Source organism: Chryseobacterium lathyri, from assembly GCF_003290185.1.
In the GTDB taxonomy this organism is placed as follows: domain Bacteria; phylum Bacteroidota; class Bacteroidia; order Flavobacteriales; family Weeksellaceae; genus Chryseobacterium; species Chryseobacterium lathyri.
Map to the genome: position 1 here is coordinate 325,179 of NZ_QNFY01000003.1, position 18,823 is coordinate 344,001.

Genomic DNA, 18,823 nt, shown 5'->3' on the forward strand with positions numbered 1-18,823 from the left:
TCTTGTTTTTTGAGGATTTTATATGAGTAGTAAAGTTGATTGAGTAAACTTTGAGTCAGAAATATAATTGTATTAAAAATCTGTAACATTTCTTTGCATTTCAAACTAACTCTATAGAGCCCGGAATCATGAACTCATTAGAGCAGGAATTTTTAAATAAAATTGAAAAACATAAAGGAATCATTTTTAAGATTTCCAAAATGTATATGTCCGAAAAAGATGACCGCGACGATCTTTTCCAGGAAATAACCTACCAAATCTGGAAGGGATATCCGCATTTCAGAGGGCAAAGTGAATTTTCTACGTGGCTGTACAGAATTGCACTTAATACAGCTATTATTTTTCTGAAAACAGAGAAAAAAAGAAGTTTTATTTCTAATGAAGATTTCTCCGGATATAAAATCATTCAGGATGATTATGACGATGAAAAGGAAGAGAAATTAATCCAGATGTATGAAGCAATCCGAAAGCTAAACTCCATCGATAAGGCATTCATTTTTTATTATCTGGAAGATTTTTCGGGAAAAGAAATTGCAGAACAGATGGGTATTTCTGAAGGCAATGCAAGAGTAAGAATGAACCGCGCTAAAAATAAGCTGAAGGATGTTTTAAACTCAAATAAATCATAATTTTTAAATCAATACCAATGAATATAGATGAATTAAAAAATATATGGAATGAAGATACTTCGGAAGACACCCCGAAAATAAGTATTGAACAAAGAAATAAGATTAATCTGCCGCTGGAAAAAGTCCGCAAAAATATGCGTATGGAATTTTGGTTTATGATCGGGGTCTTTATTTTTTCATTTATAGTATGTGCTTTCTGCAGGCCGTTTAAACTCCAGTTTTATATTACAGTTCTTATCGCCTCAATGCTTCTTGTCACCATCTTCTTTTTCAGTAAATTTTTCAGGCTTTATAAGGATATCAGCGATCCGATGCTCAAAACCTATGATTCTTTAAAAGATATGGTTATGCAGTTCAATCTCAATAAGCAGTACTATTTGTCCTATTATCTGAGCTTTGTTCCTTTTATTGTCTGCGAAATGATCATCGTTATAGAATTTATACCGTGGCCTAAACCAATGAGTGAGATGAAAATCGCCGTGATCCTGATAAGCTCTGTTACAGTAGGGCTGTTCGTACTCTTTATCAGTGGGAAATTCTGGTTTTACCGTTATTATGGAAGATACATCGTACATATAGAAGATCTTTTAAAGGAATTAAAAGAATCAAAATAGTTTCGGCGGGCTTTCAGCCCGCCGAAACCTTATAAATTATTTATTTTTTCTGTCTTCTGCAATCTTATTTTTCACCCAGTCCAGTTGCGGATCTTTTTTGTTCATAATATCCTGCATACTTTCCGTGACAGTAACATCTGGAACAACTCCTCTTTTTGTATTTAAAAAATCGATGTTGGGCTGTACCAGCAGGAGCCCGATAGGAAGGTTGATTTTCGAATTAGGAAGCTTCTGATAAGAATAAAATCCGGCTACAGTTCCGTCATTGGCACCACCTGTTTCTTCGCCAACCAGGACTGCCCGTTTATCATATTTCAGCTTTGCTGTAATAATCGACGACGCAGAAAAGCTTCCACCGTTAATCAGGACAAATACTTTTCCCTGAAAAGCATCCTTATTAGGTTTTGTAGGCTTAGCTGCTTTCATTTTGTAATACACTTTTCCATCCTTTTTATAAGTGCTGAAAGTCTGTGCAAAAACATAAGTGGGATAGGCAAGACTTTTAAAAGCATACTGGAAAGGAGAACTTTTCCTGAAATAGTTGGTTTTAAGCGGAGTAATCCTTGAGGTAAGCTGTGATGGCTTGATCAGAACATACGGTGCCGGTGCGAGGTATGAATACAGGTTATTGATCTCGTGAAGGGATCCACCGTAATTATTGCGGACATCTATGATTAAATATTTAGATCCTGCATTTTTTATTTTTGCAAATGTTTCCCTGTAAAACTTATCTGAATAATCACTTGAAAAACTTTTTATCTTTATGTAAGCTGTTGTGCTGTCTTTATCCAGAAATTTAAAATTCCGGTTATAAGAATCAGTGAAGGCTACATAATCATTGACTTTCTTTTCCGGACTTCGCTTTTCCTGTTCCTTATCTTTTTCCAGATCAATTTTGGATTTAGATTCCCGGTAGAGAATATATACTTGTTTTTTGCCGTTGTAAAGGGTTTCTAAATAGGCTTTGTCTGCAAAGCCGTTTTCTGCCGTATAAAAATTGAAAAAAACATCCTTTAAAAAATAAGGCTGAAAAGTGTCATTATATCCGTCACTGCTAATCAGGGAACGGTATTTCTTTATATATTCGGATACAGGAATATGGTTGATTGATAAAATTTCAGTTCCCGGTTTTATATGGGCTATAGAATCTTTATTTTGAACAATAAACAGACGATTGTCTTTTATATAATATTCGAAACGGCTGAACATCCCCTTTTTATGTTCAAGAGATTTAATTTCCTTTTTAGAAAACTTTTTTCTGGGAATTCTCAATGCCAGATGGCCTTCACGAATATCTGCAATTACAGGCTGGAGTTTAAAATAAAACTGAAGCGAAGTTAGAGGCTGGTTGATCGTTTGTTTAAGACTGTCAAATTTATGGTCAAGATCCTTTTTGGAAATATACCAGTAAAGCTGGGGATGCATCTTTTGGAGCTTTAAGTAGGCATAGTCTATGTCTTCCTTAAGCTCTTCAGGGCTTATGCATGCTGTACTCTGCTCATTATGCCTTCTGATAGATGTACATGAAGAGAGTGCTGCAGCCAGCAGTATGATCGAATAATTTTTCAACGTACTTTGAATTTTTTTTCAATCGGCTAAGTTAAAAAGTTTCAAATTATTCTGATTTAAATAAATAATAAAATATTCAGAAAGCTTTATAAATTAAGTTAAAAAAAATACTGAATTTTCTATGCCAGATTAAAAGTCAATACCTTTGCTGCCTATTTTACTGAAGATGATATATTTGATTTTATTGGCTGGACTTTTAGTGGCAGTTTACCTGATGGTAATGAATATGCCTGCTTTTGGTGCAGACCCAAAAGGCAGAAGACTGGAACGTATCAGAAAGTCTGAATTATATAAAAACAGGAAATTCCAGAACATCAGCCATACCCCACCTATTGCTGAAGGCTACAGTACAATAAAAGTTACCTGCGATTTCATTTTAGGTAAAAAACACCCATTGCTGAAACCTTTGAAAAATATTCCGTCCATTCATACAGATTTAAAAAAGATTCGGAAAGATCAGGATATTTTCATCTGGCTGGGGCATTCATCCTATTATCTGCAGACGGATGGTGTTTCTTTTCTCGTAGATCCTGTCCTGAGCTTATATGGTTCCCCGTTTAAATATTTCAATAAAGCTTTTAAAGGCTCGGATATATTCAAACCGGAAGATATTCCCGATCTGGATTACCTGGTGATTACACACGATCATTTTGACCATCTGGATTATCCAACAGTGAAATCAATCAGAGACCGGACAGCAATGGCTATTCTTCCATTAGGAGTGGGGGCACATTTAGAAAGATGGGGCTATCGTGAAGAAAATTTAATTGAAGAGGAATGGGGAACAGAGGTCCTTTTAAAAAACAGTCTGAAAATTACCTTTACCCCGGCAAGGCATTTTTCGGGAAGAAAAATAAAACAGAATAATACGCTGTGGACTTCCTATGTTCTGGAAACTCCCACAAAAAAAATATTCCTGGGGGGTGACAGCGGCTACGATTCCCATTTTAAAACAATTGGCGAACAGTTTGGCCCCTTTGATTATGCTGTTCTTGAGAATGGGCAATATGGCGAAGCCTGGCGGTACATCCACACTCTGCCGGAAGACGTCATTCAGGCGGCTGTTGATCTTAGAGCTGAACATATTATTCCTGTTCACTCCTCAAAATTTGCCCTGGCTCTCCATCCCTGGGATGAACCGCTTCAGAAAATAACAACTTTGGGAAAAGAAAAAGGACTCAGTATACTCACTCCGATGATTGGAGAAGTGGTAGATATGAACCGTTCTCAGCATCAGTTCGGAGAATGGTGGAAAGAATAATCAGGCGTGCCAGATATCCTTATATCTTGCAGGATGGTTTTCAAATTGCTGGCGTACAAAATCACATTCGGGATCTACCAGAAGGTCTTTTTCTTCGGAATAGCGGACTAGTTCGTCAAGAAGCATTTTTGCATATCCGTGGCCTTCACGTTCCTCAATAATTTTAGTGTAATATACAATCAGCAACCTGCCGTCAATTTTTATAGACATATATCCTGCTTTTTCCCCGTCAATTAATAGCTGTAGTTCGTCCTGATATGGCGAGATTTCAAACTTTATATTTTCCATAATAATTAAGATTTGATGAGTTATATTAATGACCTGCTTCATTCAATCCATAAAGCATTTAACAATCTGGCGACATAAAATCCTTCCGGATGTATACTTCCCACTCTTAAAATTACAAATTAAAATAATACGAAACATGAGTTTTCCGAAACTTAACGAATTTTAAGCTATTTTGAAGTTTAAAAGTGGAAAATGGCGGTGAAATAGGTTTAAATCGTATTATTTTATAACAGATAATTAATAATCCATTATTCAAAAACATCTCAAAATAAATATTTTTTTGTAAAAACAGGTAGATGAATGTAATTTTTTGGTGCAGATTATCAACTAGTTATGCTTTATTTAACAAAAATTGTGAATAGCTGTAGAAAGCTTGGCATTTTAATTGGCTATACTAGAACAGTTTAACTTAACAAATTAAAAGATGAAAAAAATATTAATCGCATTAATGCTTGCAGGCACATTTGGCCTCACATATGCACAATCAGATTATTATAACGATTACAGAAGAAGTATAACAGATGTCAACTGGCAAACAGTAGCTGCAGATCTTTTGCTTTCTGTGGCACAGACCAACCAGCTGAATGCTTTAAATGACAGATACCGTGATTATGATTCCTGGAACAGGGTATACGTAAGTAATCCCGACCGATGGAGAGAAGACAGATATTATGAAATAGAAAGAATACTTGGACGTGAAAAGTATACTAAGTTTAAAACTAAATACTATAAAGGTCAGAACCCTGTAGCAGTTTATAACCGTAACAAAAATAATTACAAGAAATACAAGTCCAAACAATACAAAGAGTATAGAAAGGAATATAAAAAAGAACACAAAAAGGGACATCACTAAGTCTCAAATATCAACTATATATTCAATTTTAAATGGCCGGCATTTGCCGGCCATTTTTATTTTATCAATAATCAGATTATTTTTATTTGTTTGAATTTTATAACTTAGCTATATGGAATCTAAAGAAACAATAAACGGATTTTATCTGCGGAATGCATCTATGGAAAGACAGGATGTTGTGACAGCTCCCGGCGTGGGACATTTCAATGTTTTTTCACGCGAAAATTGTGCACTGATATCACCTTACAGCAGAAGAGACTATTATAAAATTTCACTCATTATAGGAAAAGGAAAGCTTCATTATGCAGACAAATGGATCTATGTAGACCGTCCTGCACTGTTATTCTCCAATCCTGTTGTTCCTTATTCCTGGGAAACGGATGATGAAGACCAAAAAGGCTGGTTCTGCCTTTTTACAGACCAGTTCCTTCAAAACGGGATACGCCTTGGAAACCTTCAGGATTCCCAGCTTTTTAAAATTGGTGGAACCCCTGTTTTCTTTGTGGACGAAGAACAGCAAAAAACCATTTCGGACCTCTTTACCAAGATGATGACAGAGATTGAAACGGAATATATGCATAAATATGATATGCTTCGGGCATGTCTCCATCTTCTGATTCATGAAACGATGAAAATGCAGCCTGCAGAAAGCTTTGAGCCTTATCAGAACGCTTCTCAGAGGGTAGCATCGCTGTTTATGGAGCTATTGGAAAGGCAGTTTCCCATCGACAGCCCCGAAGCATTCCTGAAATTAAAAACACCTAATGACTATGCACAGAATCTTTCTATCCACGTAAATTCTTTAAACCGTGCAGTGAAAGAAATGACCGGAAAAACAACAAGTCAGCAGATCACTTCCAGGATCATTCAGGAAGCCAATGCTTTACTGAAACATACGGACTGGAATATTTCTGAGATTGCCTATGGATTAGGATTTGAAGAACCTGCTTATTTTACCAATTTCTTTAAAAAACAGACCGGTATAGCTCCCAATGCAGTCAGAACAGAAATTGTTTGAATTTTATAATTCTTAGTTTGAATTCTATAGAGTATCCGGCCAATTCTTGTTCTAATTTTGTTCTATCAATTAAAAATCACAGCAATTATGAAATTCAGACAATTAGGAAACACAGGAGAGCAGTTATCTGCAGTAGGTTTAGGATGTATGGGAATGAGCTTTGCATACGGTCCGGCCGACGAACAGGAAAGCATCAATACTTTACATAGAGCATTGGACTTGGGAGTTAACTTCTGGGATACCGCAGATATGTATGCTGCCGGAGAAAATGAAAAGCTGATCTCTAAAGTTCTGGTTCCGAACAGGGACAAAATCTTTATTGCCACCAAATTCGGATTCAGGTTTAAAGATGGAAAACCAAGTCACAGCGGGGCTCCCGGAACTTATTTTGACGGTTCACCGGAGTGGATCAGACAGGCTGTCGATCTGAGTCTTCAGAGACTTAAGATCGATACAATTGATCTCTATTATGCCCACAGGGTAGATCCAAATATTCCCGTAGAAGAAACAGTTGGCGCAATGGCAGAACTGGTAAAAGAAGGAAAAGTAAAATACCTTGGATTATCAGAAGCTTCTGCCGAGTCCATCAGAAAAGCGAATAAAATTCACCCCATTACAGCATTGCAGTCAGAATATTCTATTTTAACTAAAGATGTAGAGAAAGAAATACTTCCAACCATCAGAGAGCTGGGGATTACCCTGGTGCCTTATTCTCCACTGGCAAGAGGACTTTTTGCCAATATCAATGAAGTGCAGAATTTTGGGGATGAAGATTTTAGAAAAACATTGCCGCGTTACCAGGCAGAATATCTGGAAAATAACAAAAACCTGGCGAGAGAAATTAATGAATTTGCACAGTCTAAAGGCGTAAAAGGAACTCAGCTAGCATTAGCCTGGGTATTGAACCAGGGGGACGATATCATTCCTATTCCGGGCACTAAACGTATTAAGTATCTGGAAGAGAATATTGCTGCCGTGAATATTGATCTTTCGCCTTCTGATCTGGAAACAATAGATTCGCTTCTTAAAAAGTACCCCAACGTAGGCGAAAGGTATACTGAAGGTTCTATGAAATTAGTAAACAATTAAAAAATCATATTCCGGATCCCGAATAGTCAGTAGGAATCCGGAGTATAAAAAACACATATTGATTATGAACAGAAGAGAGCTTTTAAAAAGCGGACTCATGGCCGGAGCATTAAGCTTCGTTCCGTTTACTGATGTTTTTGCCGGTGCCAAAACATTTTCACTACGTTCTGGAGAAGACCTTGCAGGGTTCAAAAAGATAAAACTTGGAGAACTGGAGCTGTTCATTCTTACGGACGGATATATTCATGAGAAAAACATCGATACATTTGCTCCGAGAGCGGACATCACTCAATTAAAGGCTCTTCTCAGAGACAATTTCCGTCCGGATGATTATGTTGATATGGCAATGAACCTGATGCTTGTCAAGACCAAAAGCAGGCTTGTTTTACTGGATGCCGGAATGGGGATTTTTGCAGATGAAAGAACGGGATTTATTCTGAAAAGCTTACAGAAAGCCGGATTCTCTCCAAAAGATATCACAGATGTTTTCATTTCTCATGCTCATCCGGATCATATTGGTGGGGTAGTCGACAAACAGAATAACCTGGTTTTCCCCAATGCGGATATTTATATTTCAAAGATCGAGCATGACTTCTGGCTGCAGGCTTCCATCAAAGATTTTAAAAACAGCTTTCTGAAGAACCAACCGGAATTTCTTAACCAGATTATTCCGCCTATCCAGAATATTCTGAAAACAATCCGCCCGAAACTGAAATTTTATGATTTTAAAAAACCTCTTTTTGATCATTTCAGTTTTCAGCTGGCTCCGGGGCATACGCCAGGTCTTACCGTCACGACAATTTCATCGGGCAACGAGAAACTCATGTATATTGCAGATCTGATCCATTCCGATGTTATTCTCTTTCCACACCCCGAATGGGGATTTTCAGGGGATACAGACCTGGATATTGCTACAGAATCCCGTAAGAAATTACTTAATCAGCTGGCAGAAACCAAGGCTAAAGCTTTTGCTTATCATCTTCCATGGCCGGGCCTTGGCTTTACAAGGAAAAAAGATGCTGCCTATGAATGGATTCCGGAAAGTTTTATGAATTAACGGTTTGCTAACGGATACACCTTAAATTTTCTACGACATAGTTTCAATAATAAATCCTCTCATTTCCGGGAGGATTTATTATTAAAATCCCCAATCAAAGGAATACAATCGTAGAAAATGAAAAATAATATTACCTGATTGGGGGAAACATAAATAGAATTTTTAAATAGGATCAGATCATAAAAATTGATCGTCTGAATTTTTTTTTTGCAAAGGTGATTATATTTTTACTGAATTAGAAACAGAACATGTAAGGGATTCAGAATTTCGAACCTCCAATTAAACACTTCAAGACCGGCTGCTGCTACGCTTTTCCAAAAATAAGTTCAGAAGAATACAGCTTCCTGAACATGATATACGTTACAGAAAGAATGGTAAATGCGATCACTGCATCTATAGTGGCAGCGAAGCCCAACACTGCAATTTTTGAGAAGAAGGCGAAGATGATATCAAAAAACATTCCTGCAAACACCCATTCTTTTAATCGTAATAAACGGTTGGGAAGAAGAAGTACCAGAATTCCGGATAATTTAAAAACACCTAAAATGTAAATAAAGTGAGGAGGATAACCAAGCTGTTGGGTAATGTCCCATACCACTGGATTTTTAGTAAGTTCAAAGAAGCCACTCGCTCCGAACCATAATGATATAAAAATGATTCCTGACCAATAGATGATTTTTGTTGTTTTTGTTTTCATTGTTTTTATTATTTAAAGTTTTGTTGAATTTTTTATAAGCTATTCCTCTAAATGTTATTGAATGACAGCTTTAGAGGCCCCGTACATTTTTCCTGTCTTTGAGTTCTGAATAAATCCAATGACCTCCCAATTGTCCTTGGTGAAATTGTCCGGGAGTTTAAAATCTTCAGTTCCTTCCGGATGATCTTTCACTGAGATTTGTTTCTGCTTATGCACAATCTGCCAGTGCTGCAAATGGTGACCCTCATTTTCACCTCCTGCCACCTGAGTAGATGATTTCTTTTCCACTAAGCTGATAAACAGCTGATTTTGAGGATCAGTTTCAGCCGTTTTATAACTGATGGTGATTGTTTTTTGTGAAGCTACAGCTGAAAGTCTTATAGAGGCGGTTTTAGAGCTGAGAATAACATTCTGAATGGCATTTTCTATGGCATCTCTGTCAGAACCTACCAATTCTGTTTTCCCATTGATCACCAATTGTGGAGTATAGGTTTGTGATCTGAGCAGACTGCTGTACATCTGCTGCCGCCGGGAGTTTTCAGCACTGCTGAATCTGTCTTTCCACCCGAGCCGGTTCCAGTAATCTACATGGTAGGAGAGGATGTAAACCGGTTGGTCTTTGTACTCTTTTTCAATCTGTCCCATCAGTTCATCTGCGGGTGGGCAGCTTGAGCAACCTTCTGAAGTGAACAGTTCCAGAACAGCAAAACCATTGTCAGGTAAAACAGCAGTGTTTCTTGTGTTTATCTTATCTTTCTGCATAAATGCAGATACTGCGAATATAAAAGCCGTGAAGGCACTTACGATGGTTAGATTTTTTAGAATCATGTCTTTAATTTTGATTCAAAAGTAGGAACCTCGTAAGCGCAAAAGAATATAAAAAAGGGTTAGCCGGACAAATTGAAAGGTGAACCCGGAAAATATAAAGGTTGAAAATTTATATATTAACGATCTTCCAGCCAGGAGAAGAAACTGTGCGTTTTATCTTTGTTGATCAACAGTTTTTCAGGAGTTTCAATAACAAGCTTAACCAGAATTTTCCGCTGGAAATAATGTTCCATCTCCTTGACAGCCTTAAAACTCACCAGGTACTGTCTGTTGATCCTGAAAAACTGTTTCCCGGAAACCTGTTCTGCAACCTGGCCAAGTGGCTGTGAAAGCTGAAATTGCTCCTTATCAAAAGTAACCAGATGCGTGATTTCATTGTGGATATAAAAATAAGCGATACTTTCTGTAGGGATCGTGGTATATTTCTGATTTTTAAAGACTAAAAAACTGGTTTTTCCGGCAGGCTGGCTGATCTTTTGCAAAAGAGATTCGATATCAGGAAGCTCATTTTTACGGAAGAATTTTCTTAGTTCATCCACTTTTTTCAGCGCTTCGGAAATATCATCTCGCGAAAAAGGCTTCAGAATATAATCGATTCCCTTGCTTTTGAATGCATCCAGCATATACTGATCAAAAGCTGTACAGAAAATGATAGGGCAAGTGATATCTATTGCTTTGAAAATCTCGAACGACAGCCCGTCCGAAAGCTGGATATCCATAAAAATAAGATCCGGCATTATTTCTTTTGATAAAGCTTCAACACTGGTTTCAATACTGTCATAGACGCCCATGATTTTGGACTCAGGTCTTAACTCTAAAATAAGGTTTTGAAGAGACTTTGCTGCTCGGAATTCGTCTTCAATGATGATGATATTCATGGATTAAAGGTAGTTTTATTTGAAAAATTTTTTCGTCTGAATACATTTCTATTTCCTGTTCCAACAGATGCCTGAACCGCATTTTAATATTGTCAAGGCCTACGCCAAGGGATTCTTCCGTGGCAATTTTTCGCTGGACAGGGTTTTCTATAATGATCCTGTCTTCAGAACTGTAAATTCTGATATGCAGGGGCTTACTGCGGGATACAATATTGTGCTTGATACAGTTTTCTACCAGAAGCTGAATGGTAAAAGGTGGAATAAGTGTTTTAAGATCTTCACTTTTGAGTTCGTTGGTAAATGTAATTCCTTCGCCGAAACGGGCTTTTTGAAGAAAAAGATAAGCATCAATAATCTTCATTTCTTCCTGAACTGAAATGAGGTCTAGTTTTCTGCTTTCAAGTGTAAATCTGTAAAAGTCAGAAAGTTTGATAATGAAATCAACCGTTTCAGAATCGTTGGTTTCCGCCATCGATTTTAAAGTATTCAGGCTGTTGAAAAGAAAATGGGGATTCACCTGTTGTTTTAATAATTCGTATTGGGCCCCCAGATTATCACTTTTTACCTTTTCCAGTTCCAACTGTACCTGCTGTCCTGCATAATTATTCTGAAGTAATGTCAGGAACATATAACAAACGAGGTTGATCAGGATTCCCCGGACTTCCACCATCAGCATAACCGGACCGAAATTGATGTGAGATAAAATGAGCTGCTGGATCCAGGCCAACCCGAACATAATCACCATTCCGAATGCCAGAGCAGTTAATAATCTTGAATATGAAATATTCTGTTTCCGCTTTCCTGCACTGCGGTTAAGCAAATAAATGTTGAGGTACCACATGATCACGGAAAATGCGGCTGTTATTGCTGAATTTACAGTGGCCTCTTTCCAGTTGAATTCATGGGAGGCCAGTTGAGGTACAGAAGATAAAATACCCAGAAAAAGAGAGCTTATCCAGATGGTGGCCTGTGAAATTTTTATTTTTTGCTGTTGCATGGGAACAGTGGTTTTGAGAAGTGAAATTAGGTTTTTTATTTGTAAAAAGAATGGTATTGGTGATGAATAGTGAAAAGGTGAATCGTCAATTGTGAATTTACTTTGCCGGTGAATTTTTCCTATAAATTGACTATTGACTCTGCGTAGCAAAATGGATCATTCACAAAAAACACTCAGAAACTGAAAATCAGCTTCTGAGTATTTTTTTAAGGTCTTTTTACAGGTTTATAGCTCATGATATACTGTATTCTTTCTTCTTTATTTTTATTGATGTTAATGTTTTGATTTTCTGAAGCGTTTTTTATCTGATAGGAAACATTTCCGTTATGATCAGTCTGAATGGTTTCTATACTTAATAGTTCACCTGTAATGGTTCCTCCTATGTATTGTGGATTATCATGGTATTTCCACGTGACTAATTTTATAACAGAGCCATTCTGAAGTTGATTATTTTCACCTGGCAGAGAGATTAAGGCTTCCCGGTTTCCATACAAAGCAGATGAAGTTTCTTTTTTTGTATTGAGTGATGTGGAAATAAATTTTAAATCTCCAGGATCGAAAACAAGACGTTTTAGATCTTTGTCCGGTTCATCAATTTTACAGGCAGTGAATAAGGCACAGACTGACAGGATTATAAACAGTATTTTTTTCATTATTTCTCAAGGTTTTTAATTAATCTTTCGGTATTGGCTTTCATTGGGACATCAAATAAATAACCTGTTTTTTCGGCTAACTGACGGTGGCAGGCGATACAGGATTCTTTCGCGAAAGAGGCTGTTTTTCCTGTGGGATGAAGATCGTTTCCTGAAAATTTGGCAAATCCCCAACCTTCTGTATCTGTATATTTTTTAGAATCTTTGACCATAAACTGAGCATTGATAAACTCTCCGGCTCTCACTTCTCCGTCTGCAAAATTTTCCTGCTTCCAAACTGACTTTACAACGATGCTTCCATCCGGCCACGGATGAAAATTCTCTGTTTCAATGGCTTTTACTGCAATATCATTTCCGTAAATTACACGAATTGATTTGTCAAAAAGAGTACTCATGCTGATCACTTTCCAGTTTTTAAACTCGTCTGTATATCGGATCCCATTGGGGGAAACCGGAAATTTTGCCGGATCAGGGCTGTGATTAGTCTGAATGTTTTGATGAAGATCTTTTTCTTGTTTTACAGGAGACAATCCGGATAAGGAAAGGGTGTATTTCTTAACCGTTTCAATATCTTTTTTCGTGATTTTGGCTGTTGGATGGAGCAGTGTATATTCATTAAGGGGCATTTTTCCACTTTGCATCATGTTCAAAATGGCATACATCTTTCCCTGATGTTCAGCCGGCGAATAATTCCACTCTGAAAAGTTTAAAACTTCTCTGGCTCTTTCTACATCTTTGTTTACCGCCCAGGAAATCGGAGCAATTTTGTCGTACCAGCTTAAATTCTGCTGATTGGAATGACAATTAAAACAAGAGTTTTCCAAAATGGCAAGAACTTCGCGCGGTGCTTCAATTTTTTTAGAAACAGGCTGTCCTTCTAAAGGCTGATTGGAAAACTGCAATCCTGCAAAGATTCCTAAAACTACCAGAAATACTATGGCAATAGGTTTTACATTCCTTTTTTTATGTACTGAGTCCATAATGATTTATTTTTATGGCTCAAAAGTATACGCTTAAAAAAAGAATCGAAATATAAAGCTGGGTGAACCGGACAAATCAAAAGGTGAAAATGGAATTTTTAAGGGTAAAAAGAAAGTTGGATGATGGAAGCTGAAAGTTTATGATGTTTTAATACTAACTCCCAGCCTCCTTACTTCCAACTACAGCGCCATTCCTCCGTCAATGATAATTTCCGTACCTGTTATAAAGCTTGCCAAATTATTGTCTGATAAATACAGGACGGCTTTTGCAATATCTTCCACAGTTCCCATTTTTTTCAAAGGAATTTGATCAATCAACCATTCATCAAGTCCTTCCAATGTCTTTTTATCCAGACCTGCCTTGGTCATGATGTTTGTTTTCGTAGGTCCCGGGCTTACCATATTGACACGAATCTTTCTTGGTGCTAGTTCTGCAGCAGCTGTTTTTGCAATTGAATTTAAAGCTGCTTTACTTGCCTGGTAAACCGAACTGTTGGGTTTGTAAGTGGATGCGACAACCGATGATAAAAAAACAACCGAAGCACTGGTATTTAATAAAGGAATGAATTTGCTTAATGTGAAATAAGCTCCCCGAAAATTGATATCCATTACCTGGTCGAAATTCTCTGAGCTCATATTTTCAATTGAGCCTAATGTTCCTGTGATTCCTGCATTAATAAACAAGATGTCAACTTTTTCAAACTGACTGTCGATTTTTGATTTTAAAGATTCAATATCTTCTAATTTTCCCTGATCTGCTACAAACGGGATGGCTCCCAATTCTTCAGCTGCTTTTTCAATAGCCTCTTTTCTTCTTCCGGTAATAATCACTGTTGCACCTTCTGCTATTAATTCCTTTGCAGTTGCATAGCCAATTCCACTGTTTCCTCCGGTCACAATAGCTAGCTTGTTCTTAAATGTATTCATTTCTAAAATTTTTTGACAAAGTTATTTCAAATTGATATACTTTTGTAATCAGTATCACAGAGTATATCAGTATCATTAATGATATCATTTAACTTTGCATTTATGGAAAGAGACCAAACCGAAGAACTAAGAGCCCTGCAGGATACCCTCTATTTTATTGGAGGAAAATGGAGAATTCCTGTGATCAACTCAATCTGTAACGGACACAGACGTTTTCGCGAGATCGAACGTAGTATACCGGGAATTACCACAAGAATGCTTTCAAAAGAATTAAAAGACATGGAGCTGAATAAATTGGTCAAACGAAATGTTTACCCCGATACTCCGGTTTTAATAGAATATGAACCTACAGAATACTGCAGAACATTTGGAAAAATCATTGCAGAAATGATCAATTGGGGAAGAGAGCACAGGAGGGTGATTGTGGAGGATAAAATTTAAAAAATTGACATTCAGTCTAAAAAAATTAATACTATCTGTATTGAAAAGTGTTTAAAATAAAAAAAGCTCCTTATAGAAAGGAGCTTTTATTTATATCAATTCAGAAATTAAATTCCGTCAATAATTTCATTTAAAACAGTGCTTGGTCTCATGGCTGCATACGTTTTGTAGGTATCCGTTTTGTAGTAACCGTCAATATTCTGAGGTTTACCCTGAGCGCTGATTAATTCTTCGTTAATAACAGCTTCACTTTCCTGTAATGCTGCTGCAACCGGAGCAAAATGAGCTGCCAATTCAGCGTCTGCTGTCTGGTTAGCTAAAGCTTCTGCCCAGTACATTGCTAAATAGAAGTGAGAGCCTCTGTTGTCGATCTGGCCTACTTTTCTTGCAGGAGATTTATCGGTAGCTAAGAATTTAGCATTAGCTTCATCCAGTGCATCAGCTAAAACCTGAGATTTTGTATTTCCCTGTGTCTGAGCCAAATGTTCTAAAGAAGCCTGAAGTGCAAGGAATTCCCCTAGAGAATCCCATCTCAGATAACCTTCTTCCAGGAACTGCTCGATGTGTTTTGGAGCTGAACCTCCGGCACCTGTTTCAAATAAACCTCCTCCGTTCATCAATGGAACGATAGAAAGCATTTTAGCAGAAGTTCCTAATTCAAGGATAGGGAAAAGATCCGTTAAATAATCTCTCAATACATTTCCTGAAACAGAAATGGTGTCTTTTCCTTCTCTTGCTCTTTTCAGCGTTTCAGTCATGGCATCTTTTACATCAAGAATTCTGATGTCAAGACCTGCCGTATCGTGATCCTTAAGGTATTTTTCTACTTTTTTGATAATCTCTCTGTCATGTGCTCTTCCTTTGTCTAACCAGAAAATAGCAGGTGTATCGGATAATCTTGATCTGTTTACTGCCAGTTTTACCCAGTCCTGGATGGGAGCATCTTTAGTCTGACACATTCTGAAGATATCTCCTTTTTCCACTTTCTGAGAAAGAAGAACGTTTCCGGCTTCATCCTGAACCTCGATAGTTCCGTCTGCTGTTGCCTGGAAAGTTTTGTCGTGAGAACCGTATTCTTCAGCTTTCTGAGCCATTAAACCTACGTTTGGAACAGAACCCATAGTCGTAGGATCCAGTTTTCCGTGAGCTTTCATATCATCAATAACAGACTGATAGAAACCTGCGTAAGAACGGTCCGGAATAATACAAACTGTATCTTCTTCGTTTCCGTCTTTGTTCCACATTTTACCGCCTCCTCTTACCAGTGCAGCCATAGATGCGTCAACAATGATGTCAGAAGGAACGTGGAAGTTGGTAATACCTTTATCGGAATTTACCATAGCCACTCTTGGTCCGTTAGCTAAAGCCGCTTCAATATCAGCTTTGATTTCAGCTTCCTGAGCATTGCCTTTAATTTTTTCGAAAAGATCGGCAAGACCGTTATTTGGGTTAACATCTAAAGACTTGAATGTCTCTGCATATTTAGTGAAAACATCTTTGAAATAAGTTTCTACGATAGCCCCGAAAATAATAGGATCAGAGATCTTCATCATCGTCGCTTTCAGGTGAGCAGAAAGAAGTACGTTTTTGTTTTTAGCCTCATCAATGGCTTTTTGAACAAATGCTTTCAAAGAGTTTAAATTCATTACAGAAGAATCAATTACTTCTCCGGCCTGAAGACCTGCGAAATCTTTTAATAAAGTTTCAGCACCATCATTACCTTTGAACGTAATTTTGAATTTTGTAGCGTTTTCTACAGTGGTTGAAGTTTCAGTTCCGTAGAAATCTCCTCCCTCCATGTGAGCAACATCAGTTTTGCTGTCAGAAGCCCAGTCACCCATTCTGTGAGGGTTGGCTTTTGCATAGTTTTTAACAGCTTTTGGAGCACGTCTGTCAGAATTTCCTTCTCTTAGCACAGGGTTTACGGCACTTCCTAAAACTTTGGCATATTTGGCTTTAATGGCTTTTTCTTCGTCATTTTTAGGCTCTGCAGGATAGTTTGGAACTGCGAAACCTTTAGACTGTAATTCAGCAATAGCCTCATCAAGCTGAGGAGCTGAAGCTGAAATATTGGGTAATTTGATAATGTTTGCATCGGGTTGAGTTGCCAATTGACCTAATTCAGCCAATGCATCACCGATTTTCTGGTCATCTTTCAAAAACTCAGGGAAGTTGGCCAAAATTCTTCCAGCCAAAGAAATATCCGGAACTGCAATTTCAATGTTTGCCGATTTTGTAAAAGCTTTTACAATAGGTAAAAACGAGTGTGTTGCCAACATTGGAGCCTCATCCGTAAGAGTGTAATAGATTTTTGATTTGTCTGACATTATACTGTGTATTTATTATTTGATTTTTAAGAATCACAAATTTACTAAATATGATTGTTTTATGAAGGTATTTTAAATAAAAAAAGAGGCCAGCATCTCTTTTTAAACAATTGTTTATCTCTAATTTTACTTTGTAATCGAAATACTACCTTTAAACAGAGAATAAAAATGTAATAGTGTTTCCAATCAGCTTCATAATTCCGGAATAGGAACTTAAATAATGCTTCTAAGTCTAGGATGTTTATTTTTCACTTTAAGAATTATTTAACCTTTATTTGACTCAGAAGACTTTCTATTTTAAGTAAATTTGAAAAACTAAAAAAATAAAATTATGTCAACGATTACCCTTAAAGGAAACGAAGTAAATACAATAGGAACCCTTCCATCAGTAGGAACCACCGTAAGAGATTTTGCGTTGGTGGATTCCGGTCTGAACGTGAAACTTCTTTCAGATTTTGATGGAAAAAAGAAAGTATTCAATATCTTCCCGAGTATTGATACAGGGATTTGTGCCGCATCTGCAAGAAAATTCAATGAAGAAGCTTCAAAACTTGATAATACGGTAGTGATTAATGTTTCCAAAGATCTTCCTTTTGCATTGGGAAGATTCTGTGCAGCTGAAGGCTTAAACAATGTAGAAACACTTTCAGATTTCAGAAGCAGTTTTGGAGATGATTATGAAGTAACTATTACAGATTCACCTATGAAAGGACTGCTGAGCCGCGCCGTAATTGTTACGGACGAAAACAACAAGGTTGTCTATACAGAGCAGGTTCCGGAAATTACGACCGAACCTAATTACAGCGCAGCAATTGATGCATTGAAGTAATTATAATAGTAAGATTGTATAAAGCCTTGTGGAAAACCCGTTCACAAGGCTTTTTTTGACTCTGGAGAATAAATAAACGAGTTACAACAACTCTAACCCATGGTTGAATAATTGAGCTTCGAGTTATCTTATTAACCGCATTAAAAAATTAATACCATGAAAATAATTAAATTTAACAGGAGAGTTTACTACTTACGCTTTTCAACGCTTCTGCTTTTACTTTTCTTTATTGCCTGCAACGGGCAGGAGAAAAAGAAGACAGAATTCCGTTCAGAAACCAGTACACCCAAAAAATTTCAAAACAAGAAATATGAAAATTATGATCTGATTGGTAATGTTAAAACGACCCAATGGGAAATTTTCAACTATGATACTTCAGGAAATACGAATACATATTATTATAAGGGATATACTGACCAGATTGATTTAAATTTCAATAAAGAAGGAGAACCCTTTTTGGTGAAACTTGTAAGTAAATCTATAAAAGCCTATCAGCAGCCCCGTGATAATAAAATAGAAAATATAGTATATGAGAAAGAACCTGTAATCCTTTTAACATCTTCATCTATTGAGGACATAAGTATTGACTATCTGGCTTATTCATCAAAGGTAGATCCCGGGACCAATAAGCTTATTGCTGAAAATAAATATATTAAATATTACTATAATAAATATGGTGACTTGCAGGACTATATCATTACTGCCGGAAAAGATGAAGCCCCGAGATATTTTAAATTTGCATATAAATATGATGAAAAAGGCAACTGGGTAGAGCGTATCTTATCTGAAGAGTTTTATGATTCAGAAACTCCGGATGATAAAGAAATTATACAGAAAATTGTAAGAACAATCACTTATTATTAACAGTAATCTATATTGTAAACTCTT

The 18,823-nt window shown here is 36.9% G+C and carries 20 protein-coding genes; 10 read left to right on the forward strand and 10 right to left on the reverse strand.

Annotated elements, in window-relative coordinates:
• The first annotated feature begins 128 nt into the window (after window positions 1-128).
• Both DRF61_RS05690 and DRF61_RS05695 read left to right on the forward strand, forming a co-directional pair.
• Window positions 129-629 carry an RNA polymerase sigma factor gene (locus tag DRF61_RS05690; RefSeq protein WP_111954929.1) on the forward strand — a complete coding sequence of 167 codons (501 nt, stop codon included), beginning with the start codon at window positions 129-131 and terminating at the stop codon, window positions 627-629.
• Between the two features lie 17 nt (window positions 630-646).
• The gene (locus tag DRF61_RS05695) at window positions 647-1,243 is read left to right on the forward strand and encodes a hypothetical protein (RefSeq protein ID WP_111954931.1); all 597 of its coding nucleotides are present in this window, start codon (window positions 647-649) and stop codon (window positions 1,241-1,243) included.
• A gap of 36 nt (window positions 1,244-1,279) precedes the next feature.
• Here DRF61_RS05695 and DRF61_RS05700 read toward each other — a convergent pair whose 3' ends face one another.
• Entirely contained in the window at window positions 1,280-2,812 is a 1,533-nt protein-coding gene (locus tag DRF61_RS05700) for a S41 family peptidase (protein WP_111954933.1), read from the reverse strand.
• Between the two features lie 166 nt (window positions 2,813-2,978).
• Between DRF61_RS05700 and DRF61_RS05705 the strand changes: the two genes are divergently transcribed.
• Window positions 2,979-4,073 carry an MBL fold metallo-hydrolase gene (locus DRF61_RS05705; RefSeq protein ID WP_111954935.1) on the forward strand — a complete coding sequence of 365 codons (1,095 nt, stop codon included), beginning with the start codon at window positions 2,979-2,981 and terminating at the stop codon, window positions 4,071-4,073.
• Here DRF61_RS05705 and DRF61_RS05710 read toward each other — a convergent pair whose 3' ends face one another.
• Complete coding sequence (locus tag DRF61_RS05710; protein ID WP_111955085.1) at window positions 4,074-4,361, reverse strand: GNAT family N-acetyltransferase; 288 nt, start codon at window positions 4,359-4,361, stop codon at window positions 4,074-4,076. It lies immediately after the preceding gene.
• A 424-nt stretch (window positions 4,362-4,785) separates the two neighbouring features.
• Here DRF61_RS05710 and DRF61_RS05715 point away from each other — a divergent pair, with 424 nt between their 5' ends.
• The 4 genes from DRF61_RS05715 (at window position 4,786) to DRF61_RS05730 (ending at window position 8,378) form a co-directional block, all read left to right on the forward strand.
• Window positions 4,786-5,214 carry a hypothetical protein gene (locus DRF61_RS05715; RefSeq protein ID WP_111954937.1) on the forward strand — a complete coding sequence of 143 codons (429 nt, stop codon included), beginning with the start codon at window positions 4,786-4,788 and terminating at the stop codon, window positions 5,212-5,214.
• Between the two features lie 112 nt (window positions 5,215-5,326).
• Window positions 5,327-6,232 (forward strand): helix-turn-helix domain-containing protein, encoded by a 906-nt coding sequence (locus tag DRF61_RS05720; RefSeq protein WP_111954939.1) that lies wholly within the window; start codon window positions 5,327-5,329, stop codon window positions 6,230-6,232.
• 87 nt (window positions 6,233-6,319) lie between these two features.
• Window positions 6,320-7,321 carry an aldo/keto reductase gene (locus tag DRF61_RS05725; protein ID WP_111954941.1) on the forward strand — a complete coding sequence of 334 codons (1,002 nt, stop codon included), beginning with the start codon at window positions 6,320-6,322 and terminating at the stop codon, window positions 7,319-7,321.
• Between the two features lie 64 nt (window positions 7,322-7,385).
• Window positions 7,386-8,378: an MBL fold metallo-hydrolase gene (locus tag DRF61_RS05730; protein ID WP_111954943.1), complete on the forward strand. Its 993-nt coding sequence runs from the start codon at window positions 7,386-7,388 to the stop codon at window positions 8,376-8,378.
• Window positions 8,379-8,682: 304 nt separating this feature from the next.
• On the opposite strand, the gene DRF61_RS05735 is transcribed toward DRF61_RS05730, so the two are convergent.
• The 7 genes from DRF61_RS05735 to DRF61_RS05765 form a co-directional block, all read right to left on the reverse strand.
• On the reverse strand, window positions 8,683-9,075 hold the full coding sequence (locus DRF61_RS05735) for a DoxX family protein (protein ID WP_111954945.1): 393 nt from the start codon (window positions 9,073-9,075) through the stop codon (window positions 8,683-8,685).
• A gap of 54 nt (window positions 9,076-9,129) precedes the next feature.
• The gene (locus DRF61_RS05740) at window positions 9,130-9,903 is read right to left on the reverse strand and encodes a DUF1223 domain-containing protein (protein ID WP_111954947.1); all 774 of its coding nucleotides are present in this window, start codon (window positions 9,901-9,903) and stop codon (window positions 9,130-9,132) included.
• A gap of 116 nt (window positions 9,904-10,019) precedes the next feature.
• Complete coding sequence (locus DRF61_RS05745) at window positions 10,020-10,781, reverse strand: LytR/AlgR family response regulator transcription factor (protein WP_111954949.1); 762 nt, start codon at window positions 10,779-10,781, stop codon at window positions 10,020-10,022.
• Entirely contained in the window at window positions 10,762-11,778 is a 1,017-nt protein-coding gene (locus DRF61_RS05750) for a sensor histidine kinase (protein WP_111954951.1), read from the reverse strand. The genes DRF61_RS05745 and DRF61_RS05750 overlap by 20 nt, the downstream gene beginning before the upstream one ends.
• A gap of 206 nt (window positions 11,779-11,984) precedes the next feature.
• A complete protein-coding gene (locus DRF61_RS05755) occupies window positions 11,985-12,431 on the reverse strand; it encodes a hypothetical protein (RefSeq protein WP_111954953.1) in 447 nt (148 codons plus the stop codon).
• Window positions 12,431-13,411, reverse strand: a complete 981-nt coding sequence (locus tag DRF61_RS05760; RefSeq protein ID WP_111954955.1) for a heme-binding domain-containing protein — start codon at window positions 13,409-13,411, stop codon at window positions 12,431-12,433. Before DRF61_RS05760 ends, DRF61_RS05755 begins: the two co-directional genes overlap by 1 nt.
• A gap of 180 nt (window positions 13,412-13,591) precedes the next feature.
• Window positions 13,592-14,338, reverse strand: coding sequence for an SDR family oxidoreductase (locus DRF61_RS05765; protein ID WP_167409399.1), 747 nt, complete (start codon window positions 14,336-14,338; stop codon window positions 13,592-13,594).
• A gap of 102 nt (window positions 14,339-14,440) precedes the next feature.
• On the opposite strand from DRF61_RS05765, the gene DRF61_RS05770 reads away from it, so the two are divergent.
• Entirely contained in the window at window positions 14,441-14,779 is a 339-nt protein-coding gene (locus tag DRF61_RS05770) for a winged helix-turn-helix transcriptional regulator (RefSeq protein WP_040994435.1), read from the forward strand.
• Between the two features lie 107 nt (window positions 14,780-14,886).
• Here the strand turns inward: DRF61_RS05770 and DRF61_RS05775 are convergent, their stop codons facing one another.
• Window positions 14,887-17,106 carry an NADP-dependent isocitrate dehydrogenase gene (locus DRF61_RS05775; RefSeq protein WP_111954957.1) on the reverse strand — a complete coding sequence of 740 codons (2,220 nt, stop codon included), beginning with the start codon at window positions 17,104-17,106 and terminating at the stop codon, window positions 14,887-14,889.
• A gap of 331 nt (window positions 17,107-17,437) precedes the next feature.
• On the opposite strand from DRF61_RS05775, the gene tpx reads away from it, so the two are divergent.
• Both tpx and DRF61_RS05785 read left to right on the forward strand, forming a co-directional pair.
• Window positions 17,438-17,935, forward strand: coding sequence for a thiol peroxidase (gene tpx / locus DRF61_RS05780; protein WP_111954959.1), 498 nt, complete (start codon window positions 17,438-17,440; stop codon window positions 17,933-17,935).
• 156 nt (window positions 17,936-18,091) lie between these two features.
• Window positions 18,092-18,799, forward strand: a complete 708-nt coding sequence (locus DRF61_RS05785) for a hypothetical protein (protein ID WP_111954961.1) — start codon at window positions 18,092-18,094, stop codon at window positions 18,797-18,799.
• The last annotated feature ends 24 nt before the right edge of the window (window positions 18,800-18,823 follow it).

Bases quoted from the DNA above. Each gene is read 5' to 3' on its own strand.
- DRF61_RS05725 (WP_111954941.1), top strand. From the start codon at position 6,320: ATGAAATTCAGACAATTAGGAAACACAGGAGAGCAGTTATCTGCAGTA.
- tpx (WP_111954959.1), top strand. From the start codon at position 17,438: ATGTCAACGATTACCCTTAAAGGAAACGAAGTAAATACAATAGGAACC.
- DRF61_RS05760 (WP_111954955.1), bottom strand. From the start codon at position 13,411: ATGGACTCAGTACATAAAAAAAGGAATGTAAAACCTATTGCCATAGTA.
- DRF61_RS05765 (WP_167409399.1), bottom strand. From the start codon at position 14,338: ATGAATACATTTAAGAACAAGCTAGCTATTGTGACCGGAGGAAACAGT.
- DRF61_RS05720 (WP_111954939.1), top strand. From the start codon at position 5,327: ATGGAATCTAAAGAAACAATAAACGGATTTTATCTGCGGAATGCATCT.
- DRF61_RS05710 (WP_111955085.1), bottom strand. From the start codon at position 4,361: ATGGAAAATATAAAGTTTGAAATCTCGCCATATCAGGACGAACTACAG.
- DRF61_RS05705 (WP_111954935.1), top strand. From the start codon at position 2,979: ATGATATATTTGATTTTATTGGCTGGACTTTTAGTGGCAGTTTACCTG.
- DRF61_RS05755 (WP_111954953.1), bottom strand. From the start codon at position 12,431: ATGAAAAAAATACTGTTTATAATCCTGTCAGTCTGTGCCTTATTCACT.
- DRF61_RS05715 (WP_111954937.1), top strand. From the start codon at position 4,786: ATGAAAAAAATATTAATCGCATTAATGCTTGCAGGCACATTTGGCCTC.
- DRF61_RS05785 (WP_111954961.1), top strand. From the start codon at position 18,092: ATGAAAATAATTAAATTTAACAGGAGAGTTTACTACTTACGCTTTTCA.
- DRF61_RS05745 (WP_111954949.1), bottom strand. From the start codon at position 10,781: ATGAATATCATCATCATTGAAGACGAATTCCGAGCAGCAAAGTCTCTT.
- DRF61_RS05735 (WP_111954945.1), bottom strand. From the start codon at position 9,075: ATGAAAACAAAAACAACAAAAATCATCTATTGGTCAGGAATCATTTTT.
- DRF61_RS05750 (WP_111954951.1), bottom strand. From the start codon at position 11,778: ATGCAACAGCAAAAAATAAAAATTTCACAGGCCACCATCTGGATAAGC.
- DRF61_RS05775 (WP_111954957.1), bottom strand. From the start codon at position 17,106: ATGTCAGACAAATCAAAAATCTATTACACTCTTACGGATGAGGCTCCA.
- DRF61_RS05740 (WP_111954947.1), bottom strand. From the start codon at position 9,903: ATGATTCTAAAAAATCTAACCATCGTAAGTGCCTTCACGGCTTTTATA.
- DRF61_RS05770 (WP_040994435.1), top strand. From the start codon at position 14,441: ATGGAAAGAGACCAAACCGAAGAACTAAGAGCCCTGCAGGATACCCTC.
- DRF61_RS05695 (WP_111954931.1), top strand. From the start codon at position 647: ATGAATATAGATGAATTAAAAAATATATGGAATGAAGATACTTCGGAA.
- DRF61_RS05730 (WP_111954943.1), top strand. From the start codon at position 7,386: ATGAACAGAAGAGAGCTTTTAAAAAGCGGACTCATGGCCGGAGCATTA.
- DRF61_RS05690 (WP_111954929.1), top strand. From the start codon at position 129: ATGAACTCATTAGAGCAGGAATTTTTAAATAAAATTGAAAAACATAAA.